The organism is Polaromonas sp. (assembly GCF_030689685.1).
In the GTDB taxonomy this organism is placed as follows: domain Bacteria; phylum Pseudomonadota; class Gammaproteobacteria; order Burkholderiales; family Burkholderiaceae_C; genus Polaromonas.
The window spans coordinates 51,502-75,327 of record NZ_JAUYEY010000078.1; the positions used below are offsets into that span (position 1 = coordinate 51,502).

The following is a 23,826-nucleotide window of genomic DNA, read 5'->3' on the forward strand; positions in this document are numbered from 1 at the left end:
ATTTCGCTGGCCGGGTGCCATGTCGTGTGTCTCAATCGCTGCAGGAACATTTTGGGGTGATTTTTTCACCCCGCCACCCGAAGGATAAATCATGGTCGTCATCCGACTCTCGCGCGGCGGTTCTAAACACCGTCCTTTTTTCAATATCGTTGTGGCTGACAAACGTGTCCGCCGCGATGGCCGTTTCATCGAGCGTATTGGTTTTTACAACCCCATCGCCAAAGGTGGCGAAGAAGGCCTGCGCATCGAGCAGGACCGCCTGACCCACTGGCTCGGCGTGGGCGCACAAGCCTCGCCTACCGTGGAACGCCTGGTCAAGCAGGGCGCTGCCTCTGCTCCCAAAGCCGCCTGATTTTCCCGGTCGCCAGATGCTTCCGGGCCTAGAGTCCTCGGGTCTGCCTGAGGACGCCATCGAAGTCGGGCGCATTCTTGACGCCTGGGGTGTCAAGGGCTGGGTCAAAATCCTGCCGCACAGCGCCTCTTCCGAGGCGCTTTTTTCTTCCGTCCGATGGTTTCTGCAGTCGCCCGAAGCCAAACACCGGCCGGGCTTTGACGCTTTTGCCGGCACGGTCATCCTGAACGTCAACGAATCCAAAACCCATTCAGACTCCGTCGTCGCCAAGTTCGAGGGCATTGACGACCGCACGCCGGCCGAAGCCCTGCGTGGGGCGCGGATTTTTGTACCGCGCAGTGCCTTTCCGAAAGCTGGCAAGGACGAGTATTACTGGGTGGACCTGCTGGGCCTGAATGTCGTCAACCGTGAAGGCGTGGCACTGGGCAACGTGCGCGACCTGATGGCGACCGGTCCGCATTCGGTGCTGTGCGTCGAATACACCGAAGAAGGTCAGGCGCTGGAACGCATGATTCCCTTTGTGGCCGCGTATGTGGATGGTGTGGATTTGCCGGGCAAAACCATCACGGTGGACTGGCAGCCAGATTATTAGAGCCCCCGAGGTAGAGTCCCCACGCTTGTCGCTTCGCGTACTGCGCTGCCCCCCGAGAGGGCGCTGCGCCTGCGGCCCGGCGAAGCCGGTTCCGCGGCCCCGGCTGGTCTAAAACTTCCTTGGCAGCGTCGCTTGTCGCTTCATAGCGCAAAATACAGCCATGCGTTTTGACGTCATCACCCTGTTCCCCGAGCTTTTCGCGCCGTTTTTGAGCAGCGGCGTGACGCGCCGTGCCTACGAATCCGGCCTGGTCGAGGTCAAGCTCTGGAATGCGCGCGAATTTGCCGAAGGCAACTACCGCCGCGTCGATGACCGGTCCTTTGGTGGCGGCCCCGGCATGGTGATGATGGCCGAACCGCTGGCGCGTTGCCTGGAGGCCATCCGCGATGAGCGCGCTGAGTCTGAAGGCTCACGCGCGCCGGTGGTACTGTTCTCGCCGATAGGCCGCGTGCTGAACCACACCGGCGTAGCCGGCTGGTCGGCCAGCGCTGGCGCTGTCCTGGTGTGTGGCCGCTACGAGGGCCTGGACCAGCGTTTTATTGACAGTTTTGTGGATCAGCAGATCAGCCTGGGCGACTTCGTTCTGTCCGGCGGGGAAGTCGCTGCCATGGCCCTGCTGGACGCCGTGGCGCGCCTGCAACCCGGCGTACTCAACGACGAAGGCAGCCACCAGCTCGACAGTTTCAATCCGGCGCTGGACGGCTTGCTCGACTGCCCGCATTTCACCCGCCCCGAGACCTGGCGTGATCAAACCGTACCGGACAAATTGCTGTCGGGCAACCATGCCCAAATCGAGCGCTGGCGGCGCGAGCAGCGGCTGGTACTGACGCAGCGCCAGCGCCCCGATCTGTTGCAGCAGGCGCGCGTGGCCGGGCGCTTGAGCGCCAGCGACGAAGCTTTTCTGGCGGATTTGATCGAAAATCCGGAGCAGGACGCATAAACGCTATAATCAAAGGCTTTTCGGTCCTCTGGCGGCCACTGCAACCATCTTGACCATTTCGAAGTGTCCATGGATTTGCGGTCTTTAGTGCAGCGCGTGTATGAACGAAAAAGTTAGCTGGAATAAATCATGAATCTGATCGAAACCCTTGAGCGGGAAGAAATTACCCGCTTGAACAAGACCATTCCCGTGTACGCCCCCGGCGACACCGTGATTGTCAGCGTCAATGTGGTTGAAGGTACACGCAAGCGTGTGCAGGCCTTTGAAGGCGTTGTGATTGCCAAGCGCAACCGCGGACTCAACTCGAGCTTCATCGTGCGCAAGATATCCAACGGCGAAGGCGTCGAGCGGACCTTTCAGGTCTACAGCCCGCTGATCGCCAAGATCGAAGTCAAACGCTGCGGTGATGTGCGCCGCGCCAAGCTGTACTACCTGCGTGATCGCAGCGGCAAGTCGGCACGTATCAAGGAAAAACTGGGCGCCAAAGCTGCATAAAAGCGGCCAGGCCCCTGAAAAAGCCGCTCCCAGGAGCGGTTTTTTTTATGCCTGCTACGCTTGACTTCGCATGACTTTCACCAAACCGCTGCCGAAATTCGATCCGCGGACCATCCCGGTCATCGGGGTGGATACACACCTGTCGGAGGTGCCGGTACAGGCGCTGATGCCGCAGGCCCTGCGCCAGCGTTTCCGGCACCCGCCGCTCTGGACGCCGGAGCACAGTGTCGAGAAGAAGTTTTCCAACCGGGAGCCGGCACTTGCTTCCGTGCTGATCCCCTTGGTCATGCGTGACGAGATCACGCTGCTGCTGACAGAACGCGCCGGCAACATGTCTACCCACTCCGGCCAGGTCGCATTCCCCGGCGGCAAGACCGATGACACGGACCACGACGCGGTGGACACCGCCTTGCGCGAAGCCCACGAAGAGATCGGCCTGACGCGTGAACACGTCGAGGTGTTGGGCATTCTTCCGACCTACGTCACCGGCACCGCCTTCATCATCACCCCCGTCGTGGCGCTGGTGCAGCCGGGTTTCACGCTGCAGCCCAATCCGTCCGAAGTGGCCGATATTTTCGAGGTGCCGCTGCATTACCTGATGAACCCGGCGAACCACCAGCGCCATGAATTCGAGTTCGACGGCGCCATCCGGCAGTGGCTGTCCATGCCATACACCGGACCGGTGGACAGCAGCGGCAGCAAAGAGCGCTACATCTGGGGTGCAACCGCCGGCATGCTGCGCAATCTGTACCGCTTTCTGAGTGCGTGATCACAGCATGATGTGCTGGTGCATGCCACCCGTTATGATTTGGCAGCAGGGCACTTCCAGAAATTCAGATTTTCGGGATGAAGTGCTAGGCGCACGGAGCGCAGCAACCGGAATGCACTTGGGTGCATGAGGATTGCGAGCACCGCGCAACGACGCAATTCGCCCGAAAAATGGATTTATTGAAGTGCCATGAGTTTTTTTGCCGTTTTGTTCGCACTCATCATTGAACAGGCCCGCCCGCTGGCCCGCGGCAACGTCATTCACGCCAGTTTGCGCCGCTGGGCGCGCTGGGCCAGCCGCAGCCTGGACGCCGGCAAGCCGGTACACGGCTGGGTCGCCTGGTGCATGGCGGTTCTGGCGCCGGCGCTGCTGACCCTGACCGTCCACTGGCTGCTCTGGAGCGTCAATGTGGCCCTGGCTTTTGTCTGGGGCGTGGCTGTGCTGTATGTCACGCTGGGTTTTCGCCAGTTCAGCCACTACTTCACCGACATCCGTGACGCGCTCGATGACGGCGACGAGGCGACTGCCCGCGAACTGCTGGCGCAGTGGCGCCAGGTCGATGCCAGTGAACTGCCGCGCAGTGAAATCGTCCGCCATGTGATTGAGTACTCGGTGCTGGCTGCGCATCGCCATGTGTTTGGCGTGCTGGCCTGGTTCTCGGTGCTGGCCGCGCTGGGCCTGGGTCCTGCCGGCGCCGTGTTGTACCGCCTGAGCGAGTTCGTGTCACGTTACTGGGCCCACAAAAGCCGTTCCGCTGGCGAGGGCGCGAGTCCGGCGCTGCAACGGGCGGCGGCGCGCGCCTGGCAGGTGATCGACTATGTGCCGGCACGCCTGACCTCGCTGGGCTTCGCTGTGGTCGGCAGTTTTGAAGATGCTATCGACGGCTGGCGCAACTATGCGCAGCGGCAGCCGGCCGGGCCGGAAAATCACAACGATGGCGTGATCCTCGCGGCCACCTCGGGCGCAGTCAATGTTCGCCTGGGCGGCGAGGCGCTGAAGGCGGCATTTGCGCCCGATGCCTCGCAGGGCTTCCAGGTCAATGGCCCCGATCAGCCTGCGCCAGAGGTGACGGAAAGCACACCCGGGCGTGAGCCCGAGGTGGCTCACCTGCGCAGCATTGTCGGCCTGGTCTGGCGCTCGGTGGTGCTCTGGATGGCGCTGCTGGCGCTGCTGACGCTGGCGCGTCTGCTGGGCTGAAGCGCGCTAAGAACAAGTTCCTAGGAGCCTGGGCGGCAGAAGGAACGTCGGCTGCAAAGCGGCCGCGACGGTCCATTTTCCACCGGCTTTTTGCCCCATAGCTACGGCTATGAGGCTGCAAACCCGGCAAAAACTGTCCTCGCCGGGGCCACTTTTCGCTTCGACGCCTTCTGCCGCCCAGGCTCCTAGTAACGCGCGGGCTGCGACAGCTCGGCAAACAGTTCGCTATACAAACGATAGCGGATTGCGCTTATTCTGCCTGGGCTGGAGGTTGATTTGGCTTCGAAAATCACGCCGCAGCCGGGTTCGTGCAGGTGTGTGCAGTTGTAGAACTTGCAGTCCTGCGCATGCACCTTGAGGTCAGGCATGTAGTTGGCCAGGTGCATGGGGTCAATGTGGTGCAGGCCGAACTCCTGGAAACCCGGCGAGTCGATCAGCGCGCTGCTGCGCTCCGCATCGATCCAGTACAGCGTGGTGCTGGTGGTCGTGTGTTTGCCCGAGTTAAGCGCCTGCGATATTTCAGCCGTCAGCACCTGCGCGTTCGGCACCAGCAGGTTGGTCAGGCTGCTTTTTCCGGCACCCGACGGGCCCAGCACCAGTGTTTTTTTGCCGCGCAGCAGCGCCAGCAACTGCTGGTACTGCGCGTCGTTGGCCACCGGCGCATCGGTTCTGGGCTTGATCGCGAGCGGCAACACCTGGTAGCCCATCGCACGGTAAGGTTCCAGCTTGACCCAGGCGCGGCCGAAGGGTTCGGCCAGATCGCTTTTGTTCAGCGCGATGATGGGTGTAATGCGTTCTGCTTCAGCGGCGATCAGCGCGCGCGTGAGCTGACTTTCCGAAAACTCGGGCTCGGCCGCGATGAGGATCAGCACCTGGTCGAGGTTGGCCGCAAACGACTTGGTGCGCATCTCGTCCTGCCGGTAAAACAGGTTGCTGCGCTGCTCGACCTTTTCAACCGTGCCTTCGTCCTGCGAGGGCAGCCACTGGACGCGGTCGCCGACCACGGCCTGGCTTTTTTTGCCGCGCGGGTGGCAGATCAGGCGCTGGCCGTCAGGCGTTTCAACCAGGCAATGCCGGCCAAATCCCGCGACCACCAGGCCGGGCAGGGTCCCGGCGGAAGAAACAGTGGTCAAGCCAGCAGTGCGTCGACTTTGGACGCGCAAAAAAAGTCGCTGACTGAAATACCCTTGACGTCATGCGTGTTGAAACGCACCGTGCATTTGCCGTAACTCAGCGTCAGGTCGGGATGGTGGTCTTCGGCGTTGGCGATGAAGGCCACGGCATTCACAAAGGCGATGGTCTCGTAGTAGTTCTTGAAGCCGTAGGTTTTTTCGAGCGAGCCATTGATCAGCCGCCAGCCCAGCGCCTGCTCGCCATTGAGCTGGCTGAGCTGGGTCACGATCTCGGTGGCGCTCAACGCGCGGCGGTTCTGGTGAATCGGATTCATGCGGAAGCTCTGGTGCTGACACCCAGGCGGGCCAGGCGCTCGGAGGCCGGCGGGTGCGAGTAGTAGAACTTCACGAACAAGGGGTCGGGCGTCAGCGTGCTGGCGTTGTCCTGGTAGAGCTTGAGCAATGCGCTCTGCAAATCCTTGCCGTCGGTCTGGGCGATCGCATAGGCGTCGGCCTCAAACTCGTGCTTGCGCGAGAACAGCGCAAAGATGGGCGAGATGAAGAAGCTGAAGACTGGCACCACCAGCAGGAACAGCAGCAGCGCCAGTGCGTCATTGCCACCGCTCATATTAGGCCGCACACCCAGGCCTGTGTAGAACCACACTTGCGTGGACAGCCAGCCGAGCAGCGCAAAGCCGGCCAGACTCATGGCGAACATGGAAACGATGCGCTTGATGATGTGTTTGTGTTTGAAGTGCCCGAGCTCGTGAGCCAGCACCGCATCGACCTCCTCAGGGTTGAGCTGCTTGAGCAGGGTGTCGTAAAACACCACGCGTTTGGAAGCGCCGAAACCGGTGAAATAGGCGTTGGCATGGGCCGAGCGTTTGCTGCCGTCCATGACAAACAGGCCCTTGGCTGCGAAGCCGCAGCGCTGCATCAGCGCGGTCACGCGGACCTTGAGGGTTTCATCCTCCAGCGGCTGGAACTTGTTGAACAGGGGCGCGATCACCGTCGGGTAGAGCACCAGGATCAGCAGGTTGAACACCGTCCAGGCGCCCCAGGCCCACAGCCACCACCCACTGCCAGTGCTGCCCATCAGCCACAGGATCAGCGCCACGATGGGCAGGCCGACCAGCACACCGACCAGTGTGGACTTGAGCAGGTCGCCCAGCCACAGTTTGAATGTCATCTTGTTGAAGCCGAAACGCTCCTCGATGCGGAAGGTGCTGTACAGCGTGAAGGGCAGGTCCAGCAGGCCACTGACCAGGCCGAAAACCGCGAGCAGCGCCAGTTGCGGCACCAGGCTGCCATGCGCGCCGAGACCGGAACTGGCCAGCATCTGGTTCAGCGCATCAATGCCACCCAGCAGCGTCCAGCCGAGCAAAACAGCGGCGCCCCAAGCCAGCTCCAGCAGCCCGAAACGGGCCTTGGTGATGGTGTAGTCGGCGGCCTTCTGGTGCGAGGTCAGCGTGATGGTGGCGGCAAACGCCGCAGGCACGACATCGCGGTGGCGCGCCACATGGCGGATCTGCCGCGACGCAAGGTAGAACTTGGTGAGCAGCCCCAGCACCAGAGCGGCCGAGAACAGCGCGGTGAAGGTGAATGAATGGTCGGTCATGGGTCGAAGTTTAGGCGATCAGCGAGAATCGCAAGATGCTTGTTACAGAACCCCTGCTTAAAAAATCCGACCAGAACCTGGTCTGGCTCGACTGTGAGATGACCGGGCTGGACCCGGACAAGGAGCGCATCATTGAAATCGCCGTGGTGGTGACCGGCCCGCAACTTACGCCGCGCATTGAGGGGCCGGTGTTGGTGATCCACCAGACGGACGAGTTGTTGGATCAGATGGACAACTGGAACAAGGGTACACACGGCCGCAGCGGCTTGATCGACAAGGTCAAGGCCAGTTCGGTGACCGAGGAGGATGCCGAAAAGCAGGTGCTGGCCTTTCTGGCCAAGTATCTGCCCAAGGGCACCTCGCCGTTGTGCGGCAACACCATCAGCCAGGACCGGCGCTTCCTGGTCAAGTACATGCCCAAACTTGAGGTGTTTTTGCATTACCGCAACATCGATGTCAGCACCTTCAAGGAACTGGCCAAACGCTGGCGGCCCGAGGTGTACAGCGCTTTCAAAAAGCAGCAAAGCCACACCGCGCTGGCCGATGTGCATGAATCGATTGACGAGCTGGAATATTATCGGACCCACTTTTTGAAGTGAATCTGGCCCTTAGCCCTTGCCATAAAAGAGGTGACAGCTATCAAATGAGGAGCAAATGCGGTTCACCCGCAAGCGTTTGCTGGTCTTTTGACAGTTGGGGCTGGTAGAAACCCGCTAGCCGTGGCATAATCGTGGGCTTGACGGACGTACAGGGGTGCGCCGCATTTGTACATCTACCTCACACTTTTGGGCTCTACCAACAGAGCCATCGCTTCAGGCACCGGTTGACCGGGAGTCGCCCGAACCGAAATATTCGTTTGATGGTTGATGTTTTATTAACCATGAACGAAGCCTTGCCGCTACGCGGCAGGTTCTAGTTTCTTGTTCGCCTGCCCACCACAAGCGGGGCAGCGCGGACAAGTGTTTAGTGAGAAAAACATGACTGACTCTTTTGAGGCTCGCGGCGATTCTTTGGCCGAAGCAACTACCGACATCATTTCCGATATGGAAATCAACGTACTTTCTGATTTTTCTGATGCGCCTGCAGCAGCAGAAACGTCGCTGGATGCCATTGCGCCGGAGCCCAACGGCTTCGTGAAGCTGGGCCTGGCCAAGGAATTGCTGCAAGCCGTGGCCGACATGGGTTTCACCCAGCCGACCGCCGTGCAGATGGCTACCATCCCGAAAGCCATGCAGGCGCTGGATGCTGACGTCAAGGCCGACCCCAAGGCAAAATTCACCGACTTGCTGGTGTCCAGCCAGACCGGCAGCGGCAAGACCGCAGCCTTCCTGTTGCCCGTGCTGCACACACTGCTCAAGCAGCAGGAAGAGGCCGAGCGCAGCGAACGCGCTGAATTTGAACGCCTGTCGCTTGAGGCGGTTGCCCGCGGCGAGCCGCCATTGAAGAAACCCAAGCGCAAGGACCCGACCAACGCGCGCAATTTCAAGGCCGCCACACCCGGCGCCCTGATCCTGTGCCCGACCCGCGAGCTGGCCCAGCAGGTCTGCGCCGATGCGATTGATCTGGTGCGCCATTGCCGCGGCCTGCGCATTGCCAACGTCGTTGGCGGCATTCCTTACCAGTTGCAAATTGCCAAGCTGCAAAACGCCGACCTCGTGGTGGCCACGCCCGGCCGCCTGCTGGACCTGCAGCGCAGCATGCAGATCAAGCTCGACCAGGTGCAGTTCCTCGTGGTTGACGAAGCCGACCGCATGCTTGATCTGGGCTTTGCCGACGACCTGACCGAAGTCAACCAGCTCACGATCGAGCGCAAGCAGACCATGATGTTCAGCGCCACGTTTGCGCCCCGCATCATGCAACTGGCCACGCGCGTCATGCGCCAGCCGCAGCGTGTCGAGATCGATTCCCCGCATGAAAAACACGCGTCGATCACGCAATCGCTGCTGTGGGCCGACAACATGAGCCACAAGCGCAAGCTGCTGGACCATTCGCTGCGCGACACCACCATGAACCAGTCCATTGTGTTCGCCTGCACCCAGGTCGAATGTGACGGCTTGGCCAACGACCTGGTGCAGGAGGGCTTCAGCGCCGTGGCGCTGCATGGCGCCCTGGGCCAGGGCCTGCGCAATCGTCGCCTGATGGCTTTCCGTGATGGCCGCGTGCAGATTCTGGTGGCGACCGACGTGGCTGCCCGTGGCCTGGACGTGCCGACCATCACCCACGTGATCAACTACGGCCTGCCGATGAAAGCCGAAGACTATGTGCACCGCATCGGCCGTACCGGCCGTGCTGGCCGCGAAGGCCAGGCGATCACGATTGCCGAGTTCCGCGACCGCCGCAAGATCCAGGACATCGAACACTACACCCAGCAAAACCTCAAGCCCAGCGTGATCGCCGGCCTGGAGCCACAGCAGCGTTTTGCGCCAACGTCAGATCGCCCGCGCGGCAATTTTGGCGGTGACCGTGGCCGCAGCTTCGGCGCTGGTGGCGGTGGCCGTTTCGGCAACGACCGCGCGCCTTCGGGTGGTTTCGGTGGCGCCGGCGGCGGATATGCCGGCAAGAAGCCTGCTTTCGGCGACCGTGGCGGTGACCGCAGTGGTTTTGGCGGCAACCGTGACGACCGTGGCGCACCTTTCCAGGGACGCCCGGCGCCCCAGGGTCCTGCTTATGCGGACCGCTCGGGTTTCAATGATCGCGGCCCGCGCCGTGATGACCGTGGCTTCGGCGGCGGCAATGGCAACAGCGGTGGTTTCGCCCAGCGCGATGACCGGGGGGGTGATCGCGGTGGCTTCGGCGGCGGCCGTTCGGAAGGTTTTGCATCCGCGCCACGCGGCGATTTTGCCGACCGCAAACCGGCGTTCGCCAAGCCGGCAGGCAAGGTGTTTGTGCCGCGTGACGCCCACAAACGTCCGACCCGCCCCGCACGTTGATTCGTGTCGGCAACAAAAAAAGCCCGCAGCTTGCGGGCTTTTTTTATGGACACATCGACCGTCAGCTCATGCCATTGCGACTGGCCAGTTCGACAAACAAGCCAGAGTGGTCCAGGTCGCTGAGGCCATGGCCGATGCCGTCGGCGTAAAGCTGTTCGAACAGCGTGGTCACCGGTGCGTCGAAACCGATCTCTTCGGCCGTTGCGAGTGCATTGCGCAGGTCCTTGAGCTGGATCGCCATGCGGGCGCGCGGTGCAAAGTCGCGTTCCACCATGCGTTCGCCATGTACCTGCAGGATGCGGCTGTCGGCAAAGCCGCCAGTGATCGCCTCCCTGACCTTGGCCATGTCGGCGCCGCCTTTGGTGGCAAACAGCAAGGCTTCGGCCACCGCGCCTATGGTGATGCCGACAATCATCTGGTTGGCGAGTTTGGTGAGCTGCCCCGCGCCGTGTGAGCCGACGTGGGTGGCGCGACCGAAGATGCGCAAGACAGGCAGGGCGCGTTCAAATTCCGCTTCCTTGCCGCCGGCCATGATGACCAGCGTGCCCTGATCGGCACCGCCGGTGCCGCCGGAAACTGGCGCGTCGATGTGGGCGATGCCCATCGCGCCCAGACGTGCGGCATGGTCGCGCGCCTCGCGTGGCTTGATCGAGGCCATGTCGATGAACAGCGCACCCGGTTGCATCGCGGCGGCGATGTCCTGCCCAAACAACACGTCTTCCACCACCGCGCCGTTTTCCAGCATGCCGACCACGATGTCGGCGTTTTTCACTGCGGCTGTGGCCTGCGTGTGCACCACTGCGCCCAGCGCAGTCAGTGAGGCGGCCTTCTGTGGTGTGCGGTTCCACACCTGCAGGGCGTAGCCGGCTTCGCAAAGCCGTCTGGCCATGGGAAGCCCCATGCTGCCTGTGCCGAGAAAGGCAATGCGGAAATTCGATGTCGTGCTTGTACTCATGGGTATCCAAAGATGGTGTTGCCACCATCATGCGGCACGCAGCAGTGGGAAGGCTGTCAGGCAGCTTTCTTCATGGCGGGAGCGAACATGTTCTCCATCTCGTGGCGCACCTTGTAGGCCGGGGTGGAGGTGTCCATGGCGACATCGGCCCAGCTCAGGCTTTGACCTTTCTTGACGGCACGGATGACCTTGACCTGGTGCGCCAGGCCCAGCGGCAGGCCACCCATTTTCATGGAGGTGTCGGCCGGCAGCAGCTTGCCCCAGACGGTGTAGCCGCCTTCGCCGTCCAGCATGTCGCCGGGTTTCAGATCGCGTTTGGCGGTGGCTACCACATCGGCATTCCAGCAGGTCGCAACGCCGGTCGGCTCGCCGCGCAGCGCCACGCTGGCCACCGACACGCCAACCTCCAGCCCTATCAGGTGCCAGCGCTTGTAGAGCGTGAAGTAGCGCCCGCTCGGGTCGGTGTGTGCGTTGTACTCTTCAAAGCAGTTCTTGATGTAGTCGGTCTCGGCCTCGACCGTGACCCAGACGCCCATGCGGATGTCGTAGGGAATCTTGCGGCCATTGGCTTCCAGCGAGGAAATCACCTCGACCATGCCCTTGCGTTCGAGCACACCACCCTCTTGAATAGGTCGCGTGACGTAAGGAATGTCTTCCACGCTGGCCGGCGGATACAGCAGGCCGTTGCTGGGCACAGTCAGGCCGGTGGCGTTGGCCACGGCGGTGGATTCGATCGACGGTTTGGAGCCGTCGAGAAAGCTGTTGAACATTTTTGGGTTGAGCCCGCCGCGCTCGGCCTGCTCGGGCGTGAGACCGTAGTTGGCCCAGACGGTTTCCGGCGTGGATTCGGAAAAATGCGGCAGCCACTTGTGGCCGCGGCCCGCCGCCACCACCGGAAAACCGCAGGTGCGGGCCCAGTCCACCAGGTCGCAGATCAGCGCCGGCTGGTCGCCGAAAGCCAGTGAATAGACGACACCGGCCTCGGCCGCCTTGCGTGCCAGCAGCGGTCCGCAAAAGGCATCGGCTTCCACCGTGACGTTGACCACGTGTTTGCCATGCGTAAAAGCCTGCAGGCAATGCTCGACGGCGGCGACCGGGTTGCCGGTGCACTCGACGATGATGTCGATCTGCGGGTGCGTGACGACGGCTTTCCAGTCCTCGGTGATCCAGGTCGCTCCTGTTTTGATAGCTGCTTGCGCTGATTCTGCCTGGGTCAGGGCCGGATTCCATCCCACACGTGCAAGGTTGGTGCGGGCGGCCGCAGGTGACAAGTCGGCAATTGCGACCAGGTGCACGCCCGGCGTTTTCGGAATTTGCGCCAGGTACATGGAGCCGAATTTTCCGGCGCCTATGAGGCCGATGCGGATGGGTTGCTTGTCGGCCGCGCGTTGCTGGAGTTTGGTATAGAGGTTCATTTGGTTTGGGCCTAACTAAGACAACAGAGAAGAATTTTCACAAAGAGATCAAAGAGGTAAGGAGGAAGAAAAAAATCATATTGCTATTCCTCCTTGACCTCCTGATCTCCTTGTTCAAATGTATTTTGTGAATTTAGGCTGCCAGTTTGAATTCATCGCTAGACGTTTGCAGCGCGCTCGTAGGCACGCCGTCTTTCCACGGCAAGTCCACCGGGTAGTCCTTGAGCAGGCAATCATCGGGCAGGCATTCAATCGGCGTGAAGTCGCGGTGCGCAATGTACTCGGGGCGTTTGTGGCGACGGATGTGGTTGCTGACCGCGCACAGGCTCAGGTAGACGCTGACGCGGTTGAACGGCGACAGGTTGCTGCCAGAAGCGTGGACCAGGCAGGAGTGGAAAAGAATCATTGACCCGGCGGGGCCTTTGGGGCTGACGATGCCGCCCTGTTTGCCACCCGCTCGCTGCACCAGTTGGCGTATCAGGTCGTTGTCCACCGTCCACAGCGGGTAGCTGGTGGTGGTCAGGTCGTGTTTGGCATCCACCACGCCTTTTTTGTGGCTGCCCGGGATGAACATCAGCGGGCCGTTGTGTTCGGTCACGTCGTCCAGAAAAATCGCCACATTCATCGCGCGTTCGGTCGGCATCAGGTCGTCGTTGAGCCAGGTGCCGTAGTCCTGGTGCCATTGCCAGACGTCGCCCTCGAAGGCCATCTTGCCGTTGATCTTGAACTGGTGCATGTAGAGCTTTTCACCGAGCAGGTCTTCCACCGGTTCGATCATGCGCGGGTGCCGGCCGAGTTTGGCAAACGGCTCGCTGTACATGTGCGCGGCAAAGTTGGTACGCACCGCGTCCTTGCCTTTTTCGCGCACGTTGTAGTCTTCGCGCCGGCTGTAGAGCTCGGGCACGGCGTCGTTGAGGGTTTGGGTTTCTTCGGGCGTGAACAGGCCGGGGAAAAACAGGTAGCCTTCGCGGTCGAATTCGGCGAGTTGCTCGGGGCTCAATTTCATTTTTTGTCTCCTGGGGTGGTCGTGGTGTGTTTTCAGGCGGGCAGGGCGGTGGGGGTGAAAGAAGGCTGAAGCGCACTGCTCAGCAGGCCGGCCAGGTTGCGGCTGGCGTCTTCGCCGTGCTCGCGGATCAGCGTTTCTGCGGTCAGCGCATCGCCTGCAGCAATGGCGTTGGCGATGGTTTCGTGTTCGTCCCAAATCGATTCGCGCATGGTTGACACCTGCAGCACCGCACCCATGGCGCGGCGGATGTGGTGCCAGTGCAGTTGCGCGCTCTGGGCAATCAGCGGGTTGCCGGATGCCGCATAAATGGCGCCGTGAAACTGTGCGTCGGCGGCCATCATGGCTTTCACGTCGTTGCTGCGTGCGGCAGCGCGGCCCTGGCTGATCAGCGCCGGGTCGATCCGGAAACGGGCTAAGGCCGCAAGCCGGGCCGCCAGCGCATCGAGCGCGCTGCGCACCTGGTAAATCTGCATCAGCCAGCCCACGTCCAGCGGCGCCACCAGCACACCCCGGCCGGGGGCGTCGAGCACAAAGCCGTCTTTTTTGAGCAGGCGCAGCGCCTGCAGCACTGGCTGGCGCGATACCGCCAGTTGTTCGGCAATGTCTTCCTGCATGATGCGTGCGCCGGGTGCGAGCGAGCCTTCGCTGATGGCGTCGAGCAGGCTGCGGTAGACCTGGTCGACCAGGTCGGGCGTGGATTCGATTTTGACAAGCTGGGGTTGCATTGTTTGTACTCTGTATACAGAATACCTAGAACGTACGGAATGGCGCTAGCGGGTTTACCCGGACCTGATGTCGGTTGGGCCTGACTGTGCCAACATGGGGTCATCCATTTTTCAGGAGCCACCCATGAGCCATCCCGACCCCGCCTGGCTGGACCGCATGTATAACAACCGTGCGCTGGTGCCGGACCACGGCGACTACTTCAGTCGCTGGGCCGAGAGTTCTGCCCAGGTCCGGGCGACCCAGCCGTGCACACTGGACATCGCCTTCGGGTCCAGCGCGGCGGAAACCCTTGATGTGTTTCCGCCGCGCAAGGTGGCGTCCGGCGGCGCCCCGGTGCTGGTGTTTGTTCACGGTGGCTACTGGCGCTCGCTGGACAAATCGGACCATTCCTTTCTGGCACCGGCCTTCACTGACGCGGGTGCTTGCGTGGTGATGCCCAATTACGATTTGTGCCCAGCGGTGACGATTCCCGACATTGCACTGCAGATGGTCCATGCGCTGGAATGGACCTACCGCAACATCGCACGTTTCGGTGGCGCCCCTGAGCGCATCACCGTGGTTGGGCATTCGGCCGGCGGCCATCTGGTGGCCATGCTGCTGGCCTGCTTGTGGAAGCAACACGCGAGCGACCTGCCGGCCGACCTGGTGAAAAACGCGCTGTCGGTGTCGGGCTTGTATGAGCTTGAATCGGTGATGCACACACCGTTTCTGAAAGACTCGCTGCGCCTGACGCCCAAGCAGGTGGCGCAGGCCAGCCCGGCCTGGTTCCCTGCGCCCAGCCAGGGCGTGCTCTACACCGTGGCCGGCGCCGACGAAAGCGAAGAGTTTTTGCGCCACAACGCGCTGATCGAGCAGGCCTGGGGCTCCAAAACCGTGCCGGTACGTGAGGCCCTGCTGGGCCTGAACCATTTCAGCATCGTCGAGGCGCTGGTGCAACCTGGCCACCGCCTGCACCAGCTCGCGCTGCAGTTGATCGCCGCAACCGGCTGAGCGCCGTCGCACCGGGTCGTTACATTACATCAGCAGGTGTTCACCGGCGTTGTCGCCACCCAGGATCACGTAATTGACCTTGCGGATGTCCATCAGTTTGGTGCCGCCTGAATAACTGATGGCGCTCTGCACGTCTTCCTCCATCTCGCGCAGCGTGTCTTTGAGGCTGCCCTTGACCGGCTCCAGGATGCGTTTGCCTTCGACGTGTTTGTACTCGCCTTTGTTGAAGTCCGAGGCGCTGCCGTAGTACTCCTTGAAGAGCCGGCCATCGACCTCCACGGTCTGGCCGGGGCTTTCTTCCAGGCCGGCCAGCATGGAGCCGATCATCACCATGGTGGCGCCGAAGCGGATCGACTTGGCGATGTCACCATGCTCGCGAATGCCGCCGTCAGCGATGATGGGTTTGGTCGCCACACGCGCGCACCACTTGAGCGCCGACAACTGCCAGCCACCGGTGCCGAAGCCGGTTTTCAGCCGGGTGATGCAGACCTTGCCGGGGCCGATGCCGACCTTGGTCGCATCGGCGCCCCAGTTCTCCAGGTCGATGATGGCTTCCGGTGTGCCGACATTGCCGGCGATCACAAACGATGAGGGCAGCTTGTCCTTGAGATAGCCGATCATGCGCTGCAGCGTGTCGGCGTGACCGTGCGCGATGTCGATGGTGATGTAGTCGGGCGCCAGGCCTTCGGCCACCAGCCGGTCGACTGTGTTGTAGTCGGCTTTTTTGACGCCCAGCGAAATCGAGGCATAAACACCGGCTACCGCCATCCGCTTGACGAACGCGAGGTTGTCGAGGTCGAAGCGGTGCATCACGTAGAAATAACCGTTGTTGGCCATCCAGACGCAGATGTCCTCGTTGATCACGGTTTTCATGTTGGCCGGCACCACCGGGATGCGGAAGCTGCGCCCGCCCAGCGTGACGCCGGCGTCGCATTCGGAGCGGCTGTCCACGCGGCATTTGCGCGGCAGCAGCAAGACATTGTCGTAGTCGAAGATTTCCATGGTTCCCAAGCTCCTGAAGACTGTTGAAACAGAAGGCGCTTGGATTGGACCGGCTTTTGTTCCAACAGAGCGCGGAAACAAAAAACCGGGCGCAATTGCTTGGGCCCGGTGACTGATTCTAGGCGCTTGTGCGGGTCACCGGCACCTGCGTGCTTGTATAGCCGCTATATGTGCAGGCCCATGGCGCTCAGCGCGGCGGGATGCAGCGCGACTGCGCTGCGGCGAACACGCGGCCGCCGGCATCCTGCACCCAGCCGACCACACTCAGGCGTGCGGGGTCGGTGCCGGCCGGGATGTTCATGACGCGTGACTCCAGCCAGCCGGGATGCTCATTTTTTGATAGCTGCTCGCGCCCGCCCCATATGAGCTGGAGCAGGTTTCGGACAAGATTTCGGGGCACCGGCGAGCCTTCGGTACCAGCGGGAATAGTTTCCACCAGCGCCAACCAGGCGGTCCAGGGCGCGGGCGTGTGCGCCGGCGGGAGGCGCTGCAGTTGCACTGACGCGCCGATGTAGCCTGAGACGGGCAGGCCGTGCGCCACCCGCAGACGGCCCTGAGCGGCAACGGCGGTGGTCTGACTGCTGCTGCCGGGCGGTGGCGCCAGGCCCAATGCCTGCAGACGTTTGAGTCCGTCGCGACTGGCCACCACCGAGAGCGGCGCGTCCTCGCCCTGGCTGCCAGGCAGCACCCAGTCCAGCGCCAGTTCGCTGCGGCGGGCGCGGGCGGTGGTCGTATCGCTCCAGCAGTTGCGGCAATCGGCGTTGATGAAACGCTCCACCAGGGCCACCGGACGCGCCTGCCCGTCGCTGGAGCACGAGGACTGGGCATGGGCAGGCGGCGCCAGGCAAGCTGCCAGCACAAGCGTCGCGAGAACGGATACTCGCCGGGAAAACAAGGGAGGCATCAGAGGCTTTCTACAATGAGGGATGTTCTCAGAAGTCGCATCAAGCTCCCCTCTCTTACAAAATCTTAATCCGGAGCAACTGGCAGCGGTCACCTTACCAAACACCCACGCGCTGATTCTGGCCGGCGCGGGCTCTGGCAAAACCCGCGTGCTGACCACCCGCATTGCCTGGCTGCTGCAAACCGGCCAGGTGTCGCCGGGCGGCATTCTGGCGGTGACCTTCACCAACAAGGCGGCCAAGGAGATGATGGTGCGCCTCTCCAGCATGCTGCCGGTCAATGTGCGCGGCATGTGGATAGGCACCTTCCACGGCCTGTGCAACCGCTTTTTGCGCGCGCACTACAAGCTCGCCAACCTGCCGTCGACTTTCCAGATTCTCGATATGCAGGACCAGCTCTCGGCGATCAAGCGCCTGTGCAAGCAGTTCAACATCGACGATGAGCGTTTTCCGCCCAAGCAGCTGATGTGGTTCATCGCCGGCTGCAAGGAAGACGGCCAGCGCGCCAAGGACGTGGTGGTGCGCGATGAAGAGACGCGTAAAAAAGCCGAGATCTATGCGCTCTACGAAGAGCAATGCCAGCGCGAGGGCGTGGTTGATTTCGGCGAGCTGATGCTGCGCAGCTACGAGCTGCTGCGGGACAACGCCCCGGTTCGCGAGCACTACCAGCGGCGCTTTCGCCACATTTTGATCGACGAATTCCAGGACACCAACAAGCTGCAGTACGCCTGGATCAAGATGCTGGCCGGGCAGGGCGACGACGCTGCCGCTGGCGCGCACGCGATGCCGGGTGGCTCGGTGGTGGCGGTTGGCGACGATGACCAGAGCATCTACGCCTTTCGCGGCGCGCGGGTGGGCAACATGGCCGACTTCGTGCGTGAGTTCGGTGTGCAGCACCAGATCAAGCTGGAGCGCAACTACCGCAGCTTCGGCAACATTCTGGATGCGGCCAACGAGTTGATCAGCCACAACAGCAAACGGCTGGGCAAAAACCTGCGTACCGAAGCCGGTCCGGGCGAGCCGGTGCGGGTGTTCGAAGCCACTTCCGATTTTGCCGAGGCCCAATGGTTTGTCGATGAGGTGCGCGAGCTGGTGCGGGCCGGTACCGAGCGCAAGGAGATTGCGCTGCTGTACCGCAGCAATGCGCAAAGCCGGGTCATGGAAACCGCGCTCTTCAACAACGCCATCCCTTACCGCGTCTACGGCGGCCTGCGCTTTTTCGAGCGTGCCGAGATCAAACATGCGCTGGCCTATTTGCGCCTGATGGACAACCCGCATGACGACACCAGCTTCATGCGCATCGTCAACTTCCCGCCGCGCGGCATCGGCTTGCGCAGCATCGAACAGTTGCAGGATGTGGCGCGCGCCGCCGGCTGCTCGCTGCATGATGCGGTCAGCGCCGTGCCCGGCAAGGCCGGCGCCAACCTCGGCACTTTTGTCGCCAAACTCGATGTGCTGCGCGAGCAGACGCCGACCTTGAGCCTGCGCGAGATCATCGAGCTGGTGCTGCAGGACAGCGGGCTCGAAGAACATTACAAGCTCGAAAAAGAAGGCCAGGACCGCCTCGAAAATCTGGGCGAACTGGTCAACGCCGCCGAGTCATTTGTGAGCATGGAAGGCTTTGGCCGCGATGCAGTGGCCTTGCCGGTTGATGAGTTAGGCACGCCGCTGCGGCAGTCCCCGGCCAGTCAGGGGCTGGATGCGGACGCACCCTCACCCCAACCCTCTCCCAGGGGGAGAGGGAGTGAGTCTGATCGCGGAGGCACCCTTCAAGGTGAGATTCCTAAGGGCGAGTTTTCTCCGGGCGAGCTCCCTCTCCCTTTGGGAGAGGGCAGGGGTGAGGGTCTCGCGCCCGACCAGGAAACCGGCGAAACCCTGTCGCCCCTGGCCGCCTTCCTGACGCACGCTGCACTCGAATCCGGTGACAACCAGGCGCAGGCCGGGCAAGACGCGGTGCAACTGATGACGGTGCATTCGTCCAAGGGCCTGGAGTTCGACTGCGTGTTCATCTCCGGCCTGGAAGACGGCATCTTCCCGCATGAAAACTCCCTGAGCGACGCTGGCGGCATCGAGGAGGAGCGCCGGCTGATGTACGTGGCAATCACGCGCGCGCGCCAGCGCCTGTACCTGACCCACTCGCAGACGCGCATGTTGCACGGCCAGACCCGCTACAACCTGAAAAGCCGCTTTTTCGACGAACTGCCGGAGGCGGCGCTCAAATGGATCACGCCGAAAAACCAGGGTTTTGCGTCGGCCTATGGCGGTGGCAGCGGCGCCTGGGGTGCTAGCAATTCAGGAGCTGGTGGTGCACGTGGGGACTGGGCTGCAGCCGCTTTTTCCTCAAGAAAATCGGGTGGTGAAACATTTGCCAACCCACCCGTGCCACCGCAGCGCAATGCGCCGGCGCATGGCTTGAAGACCGGCATGGAAGTGTTTCACGCCAAGTTCGGCGAAGGCCGGGTCATGATGCTCGAAGGCAGTGGCGACGACGCGCGGGCCCAGATCAACTTCACCCGGCACGGCGTCAAATGGCTGGCGCTGAGTGTGGCCAAGCTGACGGTGGTTTAACCGCCTTGGTTAAGATGGCGCAGACCCGATCAACCGCCCCGAGACAACAATGAACGAGACAGAGACAAGTCAGGCTGCAGACGACGCCACCGTGGAGGTGAGCCACCAGGCGTTCAAGACCGGCCTGCCCATGGGTCGCTTTCGCTTGATCGTTAATCCAGAGCGTGCACAAAAATACGTCAAGCACCGTTTGTTTGTTGTCGGCATCTCGCTGCCGCTGCTGGGCATAGGCGCGGCGCTGGCCTTGTCTGGCTATTTCTGGTGGGGGCTGCCGCTGGTGCTTGTTGGCGCCTTGCTGCACCGCGTCGTCAAGGCCCATGCCACCAAGATACTGCTGCACCTGGCCCTGAGCGACCCCAAGGTCTACCGCGAAGCCATTGACTACGAAATCCTCGAAGTCCGGCACGCAGACTCCTAGCGCAGCAGCTTGCCGTCGCGGCTTATCACCGTCACTTCGACAAACTTCGAACCCACATGGTTGTCGGGTGAAAAGCTCACCTTGAAGCCGCCCGCGTCGTAGCTGTTCATCTTGTCGAGTTGCGTCATGATTTTCTGGCGGGTCGGGTCAGCGCCCGAGCGCTGAATGGCTTCGACCAGAATTTTGGCGGCGATGAAGGATTCCATGCTAGCGTAAGACACCACTTTTTCAGGCTGATACTTCTTCATCAGCATCTGGAATTCACGCGCGACCGGCACCAGTGTTGAGTAAGGGTAGGGCATCACCTGTGAAATACCGATACCGCGGGCGTTGTCCTCGCCGGCGTTTTTCAGCAACTCCTTGAAGTTGACCACCGAGATGCTGAACAGGCGCGCCTTGCTGCCCTGGGCCCGCATTTTTTTGATGAAGGCGGCCGAGGCGCGGTTGACCGCCACCATGATAATGGCGTCCGGGTTGGCTGGGGCGATCGCCGCCACTGCGGCGTCAATGTCCTCGGGTTTGGTCCGGTCGTAGCCGCCTCTGGCGACCGGCTGCAGACCGAGTTTCTGCATGGCCGACTCGGCGCCGGCCAGCCCGCTCTTGCCGAAGGGGTCGTCCTGGTACATCACCGCAAAGCGGCGCAGTCCGATGGTGTGCAGGTGCTCCACCATGCGCGCGGTTTCGTCGGTGTAGCTGGCGCGGATGTGGAAGATGTTTGGGTTCGTCGGCTCGCGCAAATCCTGGGCTCCAGTGTACGGAGCGAGCAGTGCGATGCCTGCATCCGACAGCACCTTGTTTTTGTTCAGGGCCAGCACGTTGCCGGTGCCAACAAAACCGAACAGCGCCAGCGGTTTGTCCTCGGCGAGGAGTTGCCGTGTCTGCGCCAGGGTCTGGTCGGGCTTGTAGCTGTCGTCCTTGAGCACAACACGAATCTTGCGGCCGTAGATGCCGCCATTGGCGTTGACATGCGCAAAGTAGGCCGCGCCCCCGGCCACGTATTCGTCGCCGGTGCCGGCGATGACGCTGGTCAACGGTGCCACCTGGCCAATCACGATGTCCTCGCGCCCAGGTGCGGCTTGCGCCAGGTTGGCCGTCATGGCGATGGCGATCACCGCCAGCCAGTGCTTGTTCTTCAATCGCATGTCATCTCCTCATTGTGTTTATAAATTCTGCACTGCAGAATAAGAAGCCGCGTAAGTGGCCTGCGCATTCTGTAAGAGTATTTCAGAGACAGTTATAAGGAATTCCCGGAGTTGAGGCGCGCAGGTGACAGTTCTTTCTGGCTGTTGTAGAATTTTGATTCCGCAATGCAGAACAATATGTCCATACCACCACCACTTTTGCCTGCTCTATCCAAGGTACCGGTCCGGCCGGTCCAAGCCAAGCCAGACCGGCACTTCGTGACCGCCCTCGCGCGGGGTCTTGATGTGCTCAGTGCGTTTCGCTCGCGCGACCGCATGCTCGGCAACCAGGAACTCGCCCGCCGCTGCGGCTTGCCCAAGTCGACGATTTCCAGGCTGACCTACACGCTGACGCGCCAGGGCTACCTGGTCCCGGCGACCGATGGCAAAGGTGCGACCGGTTACCGCTTGGGCAGCGCGGTGCTGGCTTTGGGCGGCGCCATGCTGGCGCGCATGGACATGCGCCAGATGGCCCGGCCGCTGATGCAGGACCTGGCCGACAGCTCGCAAGCCATGGTGTCGCTGGGCGTGCGCGACCGGCTCAGTATGATTTATGTTGAAAACTGCCGCAGCGAGTCGGCGCTGACCCTGAGCCTGGATGTCGGCTCACGCATTCCGCTGGCGCAGACCGCCATGGGACGTGCCTACCTGGCCGGCTGCAGCGACAGCGAACGCAGCGACCTGATGGAGCGCATTCGCGCGCACGATGAACAAGCCTGGCCGGCCACGCGGGCCGGCATTGAACTGGCCCTGGCCCATTACCGCGAACACGGCTGCTGCGCGTCTTTCGGTGACTGGCAAAAGGATGTGAATGCGATTGCCGCAGCTTTTCGCCCTGAGGGCGGGCGGGCGGTGATGGTGGTCAGTTGCGGCGGACCGGGCTTCAAGCTGTCGCCGCAATTTTTGATGACCGAGGTGCGCCCGCAACTGGTCGGCTTGGTCAGGAAGCTGCAAAACGCTTCGGGTGAGGCGTACTGAGGTGGACTGGAGCGCACTGAAGGGCTCTGGCGCGGCTCAGTAGGTCATGGAGCCGCTGCCGTCCCGGCTGCCTTTTCGGCCAGCCAGTTGCCACGACGTTCGCTGCTCGACCAGGCCAGCCAGGAATTCCAGCTCTTCATCGCTGTGGTTCAGCGCACTGGCGGGGGTCAGAAATTTGCCTTCTGGGTTGGGGTAGGGGTCCGCCCAAAATGCCTGGTGGTAGTCGGCCCGAGAGACCCGTTTTTCAGTGCCGGCGCTCATGGCCACGGTGCCGTAACAATTGCAGAAGTAGTTGCGGTCTCCCCGGTCGGCAAAGATTTCGGCATAGACCCCGGTGCCGCGTATGCCGGCGGTCAGCGTGGGCAGCACGATGCTGCGGTCGACGCCCTTGCCCCAGACGCTGGCCACTGCGCCAGTCAACAGCCGCAGCAGGCTGACCGCGTTGAGCGTGGCGCCGCGCTCGACCGAGAGGCGGGAGTTTTGCCGCACCTGGAACGAGGCATTGCCGATCACAAAGATCAGGTTGGAGCCCGGACCCGTCTGAATAGCGTCACCGGTCTGAATGGATTGCTGCGGGCTCAGAGGGGCGCCGTTGATCATCGCGTCTCCCGTCAGTTGCACGATGTTGCTTCTCTGCTGCGCCATGGCGGCCGGTAGTCCGCCCAAGGCTACCCAGGCGGCGGCGGCCTTGAGCACATCGCGCCGTTGGTACCACAGGATTTCTTTTTCTTGCCGGCCTTGGAGTAGGTGCTGGGTCATGGTGTTTCTCCAGGGGGGGGCGGGTCGTCGGTGGGGGAGGCTTCAAAACTGCCCTCGAAAGTGAAATAAATCGAGGTTGAAAACATGGCCGCCATCAGCAAGGCCACCGGCATGATCAGCGCGGCGGCGGCTTCGGGGCTGGCCAGCAGGCCAGCCAGCAAGGTGACGACGACGCCAATCAACATCAGCACCACCATCCAGGCGATGCCGAATACGGCGTAAGCGCCGGCGTTCCTGAAACACACAACAGCGCTGAAGAACAGGCTCTTGACCGGTGTCACGCCATGCCAGTGCACCAATGCAGGCGCATGCCAGAACAGCACCGACACCGGCAGGTACAGCACCATCACGAGCAGCATCACGCCCTGCATGCCGGGAGTCAGCGCACTTTCGCGGCTGACCGGCGCGTCGACAAACAGCGGCACGATGGAGACGATCAGCAGGCAGGCTGCCGCATACAGAAAGCCCAGCACCATCATGGCGCGCGCGCGTTGCTGGCCGGCCCGAAAAGCGCTGATCAGGATGGCGGGCATGGGGAAACGCCCCTTGGTCGCCTCCCGCGTGGCGGCCATCAGGCCCAGCGTGGCCGCCGGCACGATGGCCAGCGCCAGCACCACGCCCACATACGGAATCAGCGATGCCAGCGTGGCCGCCGCCATGTACATAAAAAACAGACCGACCAGCGCCAGGGGCTGCTTGAAGAAAGTGCGGATGCCGAGCTTGACCCATGTGATGCCGGTGCGTGCAGGAACGATGTTGAGTTTCATTGCGAGGATGGCTGGTTGAGAGCTTCAGGGCGAAAGGGTTTCACGTGTGCCGTGAAAAAGGGCAATAGGGTGAACAATTTAACGCTAGTGGTTGAGTTTGCTTGAAAAGAAGGCGCGCCCGCAACTTTTCGCAAGCGCGCAGGGCCGTCTGCTT

The 23,826-nt window shown here is 62.1% G+C and carries 24 protein-coding genes; 12 read left to right on the forward strand and 12 right to left on the reverse strand.

From position 1 onward, the window contains the following. The first annotated feature begins 91 nt into the window (after positions 1 to 91). The 6 genes from rpsP to Q8O29_RS17200 all read left to right on the forward strand — a co-directional run bounded on the left by rpsP (position 92) and on the right by Q8O29_RS17200 (position 4,345). The gene (gene rpsP, locus Q8O29_RS17175; protein ID WP_305564989.1) at positions 92 to 352 is read left to right on the forward strand and encodes a 30S ribosomal protein S16; all 261 of its coding nucleotides are present in this window, start codon (positions 92 to 94) and stop codon (positions 350 to 352) included. A 16-nt stretch (positions 353 to 368) separates the two neighbouring features. After that, the gene (rimM, locus tag Q8O29_RS17180; protein WP_305564991.1) at positions 369 to 944 is read left to right on the forward strand and encodes a ribosome maturation factor RimM; all 576 of its coding nucleotides are present in this window, start codon (positions 369 to 371) and stop codon (positions 942 to 944) included. Positions 945 to 1,104: 160 nt separating this feature from the next. Beyond that, positions 1,105 to 1,884: a tRNA (guanosine(37)-N1)-methyltransferase TrmD gene (gene trmD, locus Q8O29_RS17185; protein WP_305564993.1), complete on the forward strand. Its 780-nt coding sequence runs from the start codon at positions 1,105 to 1,107 to the stop codon at positions 1,882 to 1,884. A 129-nt stretch (positions 1,885 to 2,013) separates the two neighbouring features. Then, positions 2,014 to 2,379 (forward strand): 50S ribosomal protein L19, encoded by a 366-nt coding sequence (gene rplS, locus Q8O29_RS17190; protein ID WP_305564995.1) that lies wholly within the window; start codon positions 2,014 to 2,016, stop codon positions 2,377 to 2,379. Between the two features lie 70 nt (positions 2,380 to 2,449). Beyond that, positions 2,450 to 3,148, forward strand: coding sequence for a CoA pyrophosphatase (locus Q8O29_RS17195; protein ID WP_305564997.1), 699 nt, complete (start codon positions 2,450 to 2,452; stop codon positions 3,146 to 3,148). A 189-nt stretch (positions 3,149 to 3,337) separates the two neighbouring features. Continuing rightward, positions 3,338 to 4,345, forward strand: a complete 1,008-nt coding sequence (locus tag Q8O29_RS17200; protein WP_305564999.1) for a CobD/CbiB family protein — start codon at positions 3,338 to 3,340, stop codon at positions 4,343 to 4,345. A 185-nt stretch (positions 4,346 to 4,530) separates the two neighbouring features. On the opposite strand, the gene rsgA is transcribed toward Q8O29_RS17200, so the two are convergent. The 3 genes from rsgA to Q8O29_RS17215 are packed head-to-tail and all read right to left on the reverse strand — an operon-like array spanning position 4,531 to position 7,075. Continuing rightward, positions 4,531 to 5,478 (reverse strand): ribosome small subunit-dependent GTPase A, encoded by a 948-nt coding sequence (rsgA, locus tag Q8O29_RS17205; protein ID WP_305565001.1) that lies wholly within the window; start codon positions 5,476 to 5,478, stop codon positions 4,531 to 4,533. Further along, the gene (locus Q8O29_RS17210; protein ID WP_305565003.1) at positions 5,475 to 5,792 is read right to left on the reverse strand and encodes a 4a-hydroxytetrahydrobiopterin dehydratase; all 318 of its coding nucleotides are present in this window, start codon (positions 5,790 to 5,792) and stop codon (positions 5,475 to 5,477) included. Before Q8O29_RS17210 ends, rsgA begins: the two co-directional genes overlap by 4 nt. Further along, the gene (locus Q8O29_RS17215; protein ID WP_305565005.1) at positions 5,789 to 7,075 is read right to left on the reverse strand and encodes a M48 family metallopeptidase; all 1,287 of its coding nucleotides are present in this window, start codon (positions 7,073 to 7,075) and stop codon (positions 5,789 to 5,791) included. Before Q8O29_RS17215 ends, Q8O29_RS17210 begins: the two co-directional genes overlap by 4 nt. Positions 7,076 to 7,110: 35 nt before the next feature. On the opposite strand from Q8O29_RS17215, the gene orn reads away from it, so the two are divergent. After that, on the forward strand, positions 7,111 to 7,674 hold the full coding sequence (gene orn, locus Q8O29_RS17220; RefSeq protein ID WP_305565007.1) for an oligoribonuclease: 564 nt from the start codon (positions 7,111 to 7,113) through the stop codon (positions 7,672 to 7,674). 378 nt (positions 7,675 to 8,052) lie between these two features. Next, complete coding sequence (locus tag Q8O29_RS17225; protein WP_305565008.1) at positions 8,053 to 10,005, forward strand: DEAD/DEAH box helicase; 1,953 nt, start codon at positions 8,053 to 8,055, stop codon at positions 10,003 to 10,005. A 61-nt stretch (positions 10,006 to 10,066) separates the two neighbouring features. On the opposite strand, the gene Q8O29_RS17230 is transcribed toward Q8O29_RS17225, so the two are convergent. From Q8O29_RS17230 to Q8O29_RS17245, 4 genes are all read right to left on the reverse strand, one after another. After that, the gene (locus Q8O29_RS17230; RefSeq protein ID WP_305565010.1) at positions 10,067 to 10,960 is read right to left on the reverse strand and encodes an NAD(P)-dependent oxidoreductase; all 894 of its coding nucleotides are present in this window, start codon (positions 10,958 to 10,960) and stop codon (positions 10,067 to 10,069) included. A 56-nt stretch (positions 10,961 to 11,016) separates the two neighbouring features. Next, a complete protein-coding gene (locus Q8O29_RS17235; protein WP_305565012.1) occupies positions 11,017 to 12,375 on the reverse strand; it encodes an NAD(P)H-dependent oxidoreductase in 1,359 nt (452 codons plus the stop codon). Positions 12,376 to 12,508: 133 nt separating this feature from the next. After that, positions 12,509 to 13,381, reverse strand: coding sequence for a phytanoyl-CoA dioxygenase family protein (locus Q8O29_RS17240; RefSeq protein WP_305565013.1), 873 nt, complete (start codon positions 13,379 to 13,381; stop codon positions 12,509 to 12,511). Positions 13,382 to 13,413: 32 nt separating this feature from the next. Further along, entirely contained in the window at positions 13,414 to 14,106 is a 693-nt protein-coding gene (locus tag Q8O29_RS17245; protein ID WP_305565015.1) for a GntR family transcriptional regulator, read from the reverse strand. 124 nt (positions 14,107 to 14,230) lie between these two features. Between Q8O29_RS17245 and Q8O29_RS17250 the strand changes: the two genes are divergently transcribed. Then, positions 14,231 to 15,097, forward strand: coding sequence for an alpha/beta hydrolase (locus Q8O29_RS17250; protein WP_305565017.1), 867 nt, complete (start codon positions 14,231 to 14,233; stop codon positions 15,095 to 15,097). A 24-nt stretch (positions 15,098 to 15,121) separates the two neighbouring features. Here the strand turns inward: Q8O29_RS17250 and Q8O29_RS17255 are convergent, their stop codons facing one another. Together Q8O29_RS17255 and Q8O29_RS17260 are read right to left on the reverse strand one after the other, a co-directional pair. Continuing rightward, positions 15,122 to 16,099 carry a GMP reductase gene (locus Q8O29_RS17255; protein ID WP_305565019.1) on the reverse strand — a complete coding sequence of 326 codons (978 nt, stop codon included), beginning with the start codon at positions 16,097 to 16,099 and terminating at the stop codon, positions 15,122 to 15,124. A gap of 187 nt (positions 16,100 to 16,286) precedes the next feature. After that, entirely contained in the window at positions 16,287 to 17,003 is a 717-nt protein-coding gene (locus tag Q8O29_RS17260; RefSeq protein WP_305565021.1) for a hypothetical protein, read from the reverse strand. Between the two features lie 22 nt (positions 17,004 to 17,025). Between Q8O29_RS17260 and Q8O29_RS17265 the strand changes: the two genes are divergently transcribed. Both Q8O29_RS17265 and Q8O29_RS17270 read left to right on the forward strand, forming a co-directional pair. Beyond that, positions 17,026 to 19,569, forward strand: coding sequence for a UvrD-helicase domain-containing protein (locus Q8O29_RS17265; RefSeq protein WP_305565023.1), 2,544 nt, complete (start codon positions 17,026 to 17,028; stop codon positions 19,567 to 19,569). A 49-nt stretch (positions 19,570 to 19,618) separates the two neighbouring features. Beyond that, positions 19,619 to 19,987: a hypothetical protein gene (locus tag Q8O29_RS17270; protein ID WP_305565025.1), complete on the forward strand. Its 369-nt coding sequence runs from the start codon at positions 19,619 to 19,621 to the stop codon at positions 19,985 to 19,987. Here Q8O29_RS17270 and Q8O29_RS17275 read toward each other — a convergent pair. Beyond that, a complete protein-coding gene (locus Q8O29_RS17275; RefSeq protein ID WP_305565027.1) occupies positions 19,984 to 21,129 on the reverse strand; it encodes an ABC transporter substrate-binding protein in 1,146 nt (381 codons plus the stop codon). The two genes, Q8O29_RS17270 and Q8O29_RS17275, sit on opposite strands and share 4 nt — an antisense overlap. A gap of 177 nt (positions 21,130 to 21,306) precedes the next feature. On the opposite strand from Q8O29_RS17275, the gene Q8O29_RS17280 reads away from it, so the two are divergent. Further along, positions 21,307 to 22,146, forward strand: a complete 840-nt coding sequence (locus tag Q8O29_RS17280) for an IclR family transcriptional regulator (protein ID WP_305565029.1) — start codon at positions 21,307 to 21,309, stop codon at positions 22,144 to 22,146. 36 nt (positions 22,147 to 22,182) lie between these two features. Here Q8O29_RS17280 and Q8O29_RS17285 read toward each other — a convergent pair whose 3' ends face one another. Further along, positions 22,183 to 22,905: an iron dicitrate transport regulator FecR gene (locus Q8O29_RS17285; RefSeq protein WP_305565031.1), complete on the reverse strand. Its 723-nt coding sequence runs from the start codon at positions 22,903 to 22,905 to the stop codon at positions 22,183 to 22,185. After that, positions 22,902 to 23,672, reverse strand: coding sequence for a BPSS1780 family membrane protein (locus Q8O29_RS17290; protein ID WP_305565033.1), 771 nt, complete (start codon positions 23,670 to 23,672; stop codon positions 22,902 to 22,904). Before Q8O29_RS17290 ends, Q8O29_RS17285 begins: the two co-directional genes overlap by 4 nt. Positions 23,673 to 23,826 lie beyond the last annotated feature (154 nt).

What these genes read in the sequence shown, in the direction of transcription:
- Q8O29_RS17255 (WP_305565019.1), bottom strand. Translation starts at nt 16,099, where the DNA reads ATGGAAATCTTCGACTACGACAATGTCTTGCTGCTGCCGCGCAAATGC.
- Q8O29_RS17225 (WP_305565008.1), top strand. Translation starts at nt 8,053, where the DNA reads ATGACTGACTCTTTTGAGGCTCGCGGCGATTCTTTGGCCGAAGCAACT.
- Q8O29_RS17245 (WP_305565015.1), bottom strand. Translation starts at nt 14,106, where the DNA reads ATGCAACCCCAGCTTGTCAAAATCGAATCCACGCCCGACCTGGTCGAC.
- Q8O29_RS17265 (WP_305565023.1), top strand. Translation starts at nt 17,026, where the DNA reads ATGTTCTCAGAAGTCGCATCAAGCTCCCCTCTCTTACAAAATCTTAAT.
- orn (WP_305565007.1), top strand. Translation starts at nt 7,111, where the DNA reads ATGCTTGTTACAGAACCCCTGCTTAAAAAATCCGACCAGAACCTGGTC.
- Q8O29_RS17250 (WP_305565017.1), top strand. Translation starts at nt 14,231, where the DNA reads ATGAGCCATCCCGACCCCGCCTGGCTGGACCGCATGTATAACAACCGT.
- Q8O29_RS17290 (WP_305565033.1), bottom strand. Translation starts at nt 23,672, where the DNA reads ATGAAACTCAACATCGTTCCTGCACGCACCGGCATCACATGGGTCAAG.
- Q8O29_RS17195 (WP_305564997.1), top strand. Translation starts at nt 2,450, where the DNA reads ATGACTTTCACCAAACCGCTGCCGAAATTCGATCCGCGGACCATCCCG.
- Q8O29_RS17260 (WP_305565021.1), bottom strand. Translation starts at nt 17,003, where the DNA reads ATGCCTCCCTTGTTTTCCCGGCGAGTATCCGTTCTCGCGACGCTTGTG.
- rplS (WP_305564995.1), top strand. Translation starts at nt 2,014, where the DNA reads ATGAATCTGATCGAAACCCTTGAGCGGGAAGAAATTACCCGCTTGAAC.
- rpsP (WP_305564989.1), top strand. Translation starts at nt 92, where the DNA reads ATGGTCGTCATCCGACTCTCGCGCGGCGGTTCTAAACACCGTCCTTTT.
- Q8O29_RS17280 (WP_305565029.1), top strand. Translation starts at nt 21,307, where the DNA reads ATGTCCATACCACCACCACTTTTGCCTGCTCTATCCAAGGTACCGGTC.
- Q8O29_RS17235 (WP_305565012.1), bottom strand. Translation starts at nt 12,375, where the DNA reads ATGAACCTCTATACCAAACTCCAGCAACGCGCGGCCGACAAGCAACCC.
- Q8O29_RS17230 (WP_305565010.1), bottom strand. Translation starts at nt 10,960, where the DNA reads ATGAGTACAAGCACGACATCGAATTTCCGCATTGCCTTTCTCGGCACA.
- trmD (WP_305564993.1), top strand. Translation starts at nt 1,105, where the DNA reads ATGCGTTTTGACGTCATCACCCTGTTCCCCGAGCTTTTCGCGCCGTTT.
- Q8O29_RS17270 (WP_305565025.1), top strand. Translation starts at nt 19,619, where the DNA reads ATGAACGAGACAGAGACAAGTCAGGCTGCAGACGACGCCACCGTGGAG.
- Q8O29_RS17275 (WP_305565027.1), bottom strand. Translation starts at nt 21,129, where the DNA reads ATGCGATTGAAGAACAAGCACTGGCTGGCGGTGATCGCCATCGCCATG.
- Q8O29_RS17215 (WP_305565005.1), bottom strand. Translation starts at nt 7,075, where the DNA reads ATGACCGACCATTCATTCACCTTCACCGCGCTGTTCTCGGCCGCTCTG.
- Q8O29_RS17240 (WP_305565013.1), bottom strand. Translation starts at nt 13,381, where the DNA reads ATGAAATTGAGCCCCGAGCAACTCGCCGAATTCGACCGCGAAGGCTAC.
- Q8O29_RS17210 (WP_305565003.1), bottom strand. Translation starts at nt 5,792, where the DNA reads ATGAATCCGATTCACCAGAACCGCCGCGCGTTGAGCGCCACCGAGATC.
- Q8O29_RS17285 (WP_305565031.1), bottom strand. Translation starts at nt 22,905, where the DNA reads ATGACCCAGCACCTACTCCAAGGCCGGCAAGAAAAAGAAATCCTGTGG.
- Q8O29_RS17200 (WP_305564999.1), top strand. Translation starts at nt 3,338, where the DNA reads ATGAGTTTTTTTGCCGTTTTGTTCGCACTCATCATTGAACAGGCCCGC.
- rimM (WP_305564991.1), top strand. Translation starts at nt 369, where the DNA reads ATGCTTCCGGGCCTAGAGTCCTCGGGTCTGCCTGAGGACGCCATCGAA.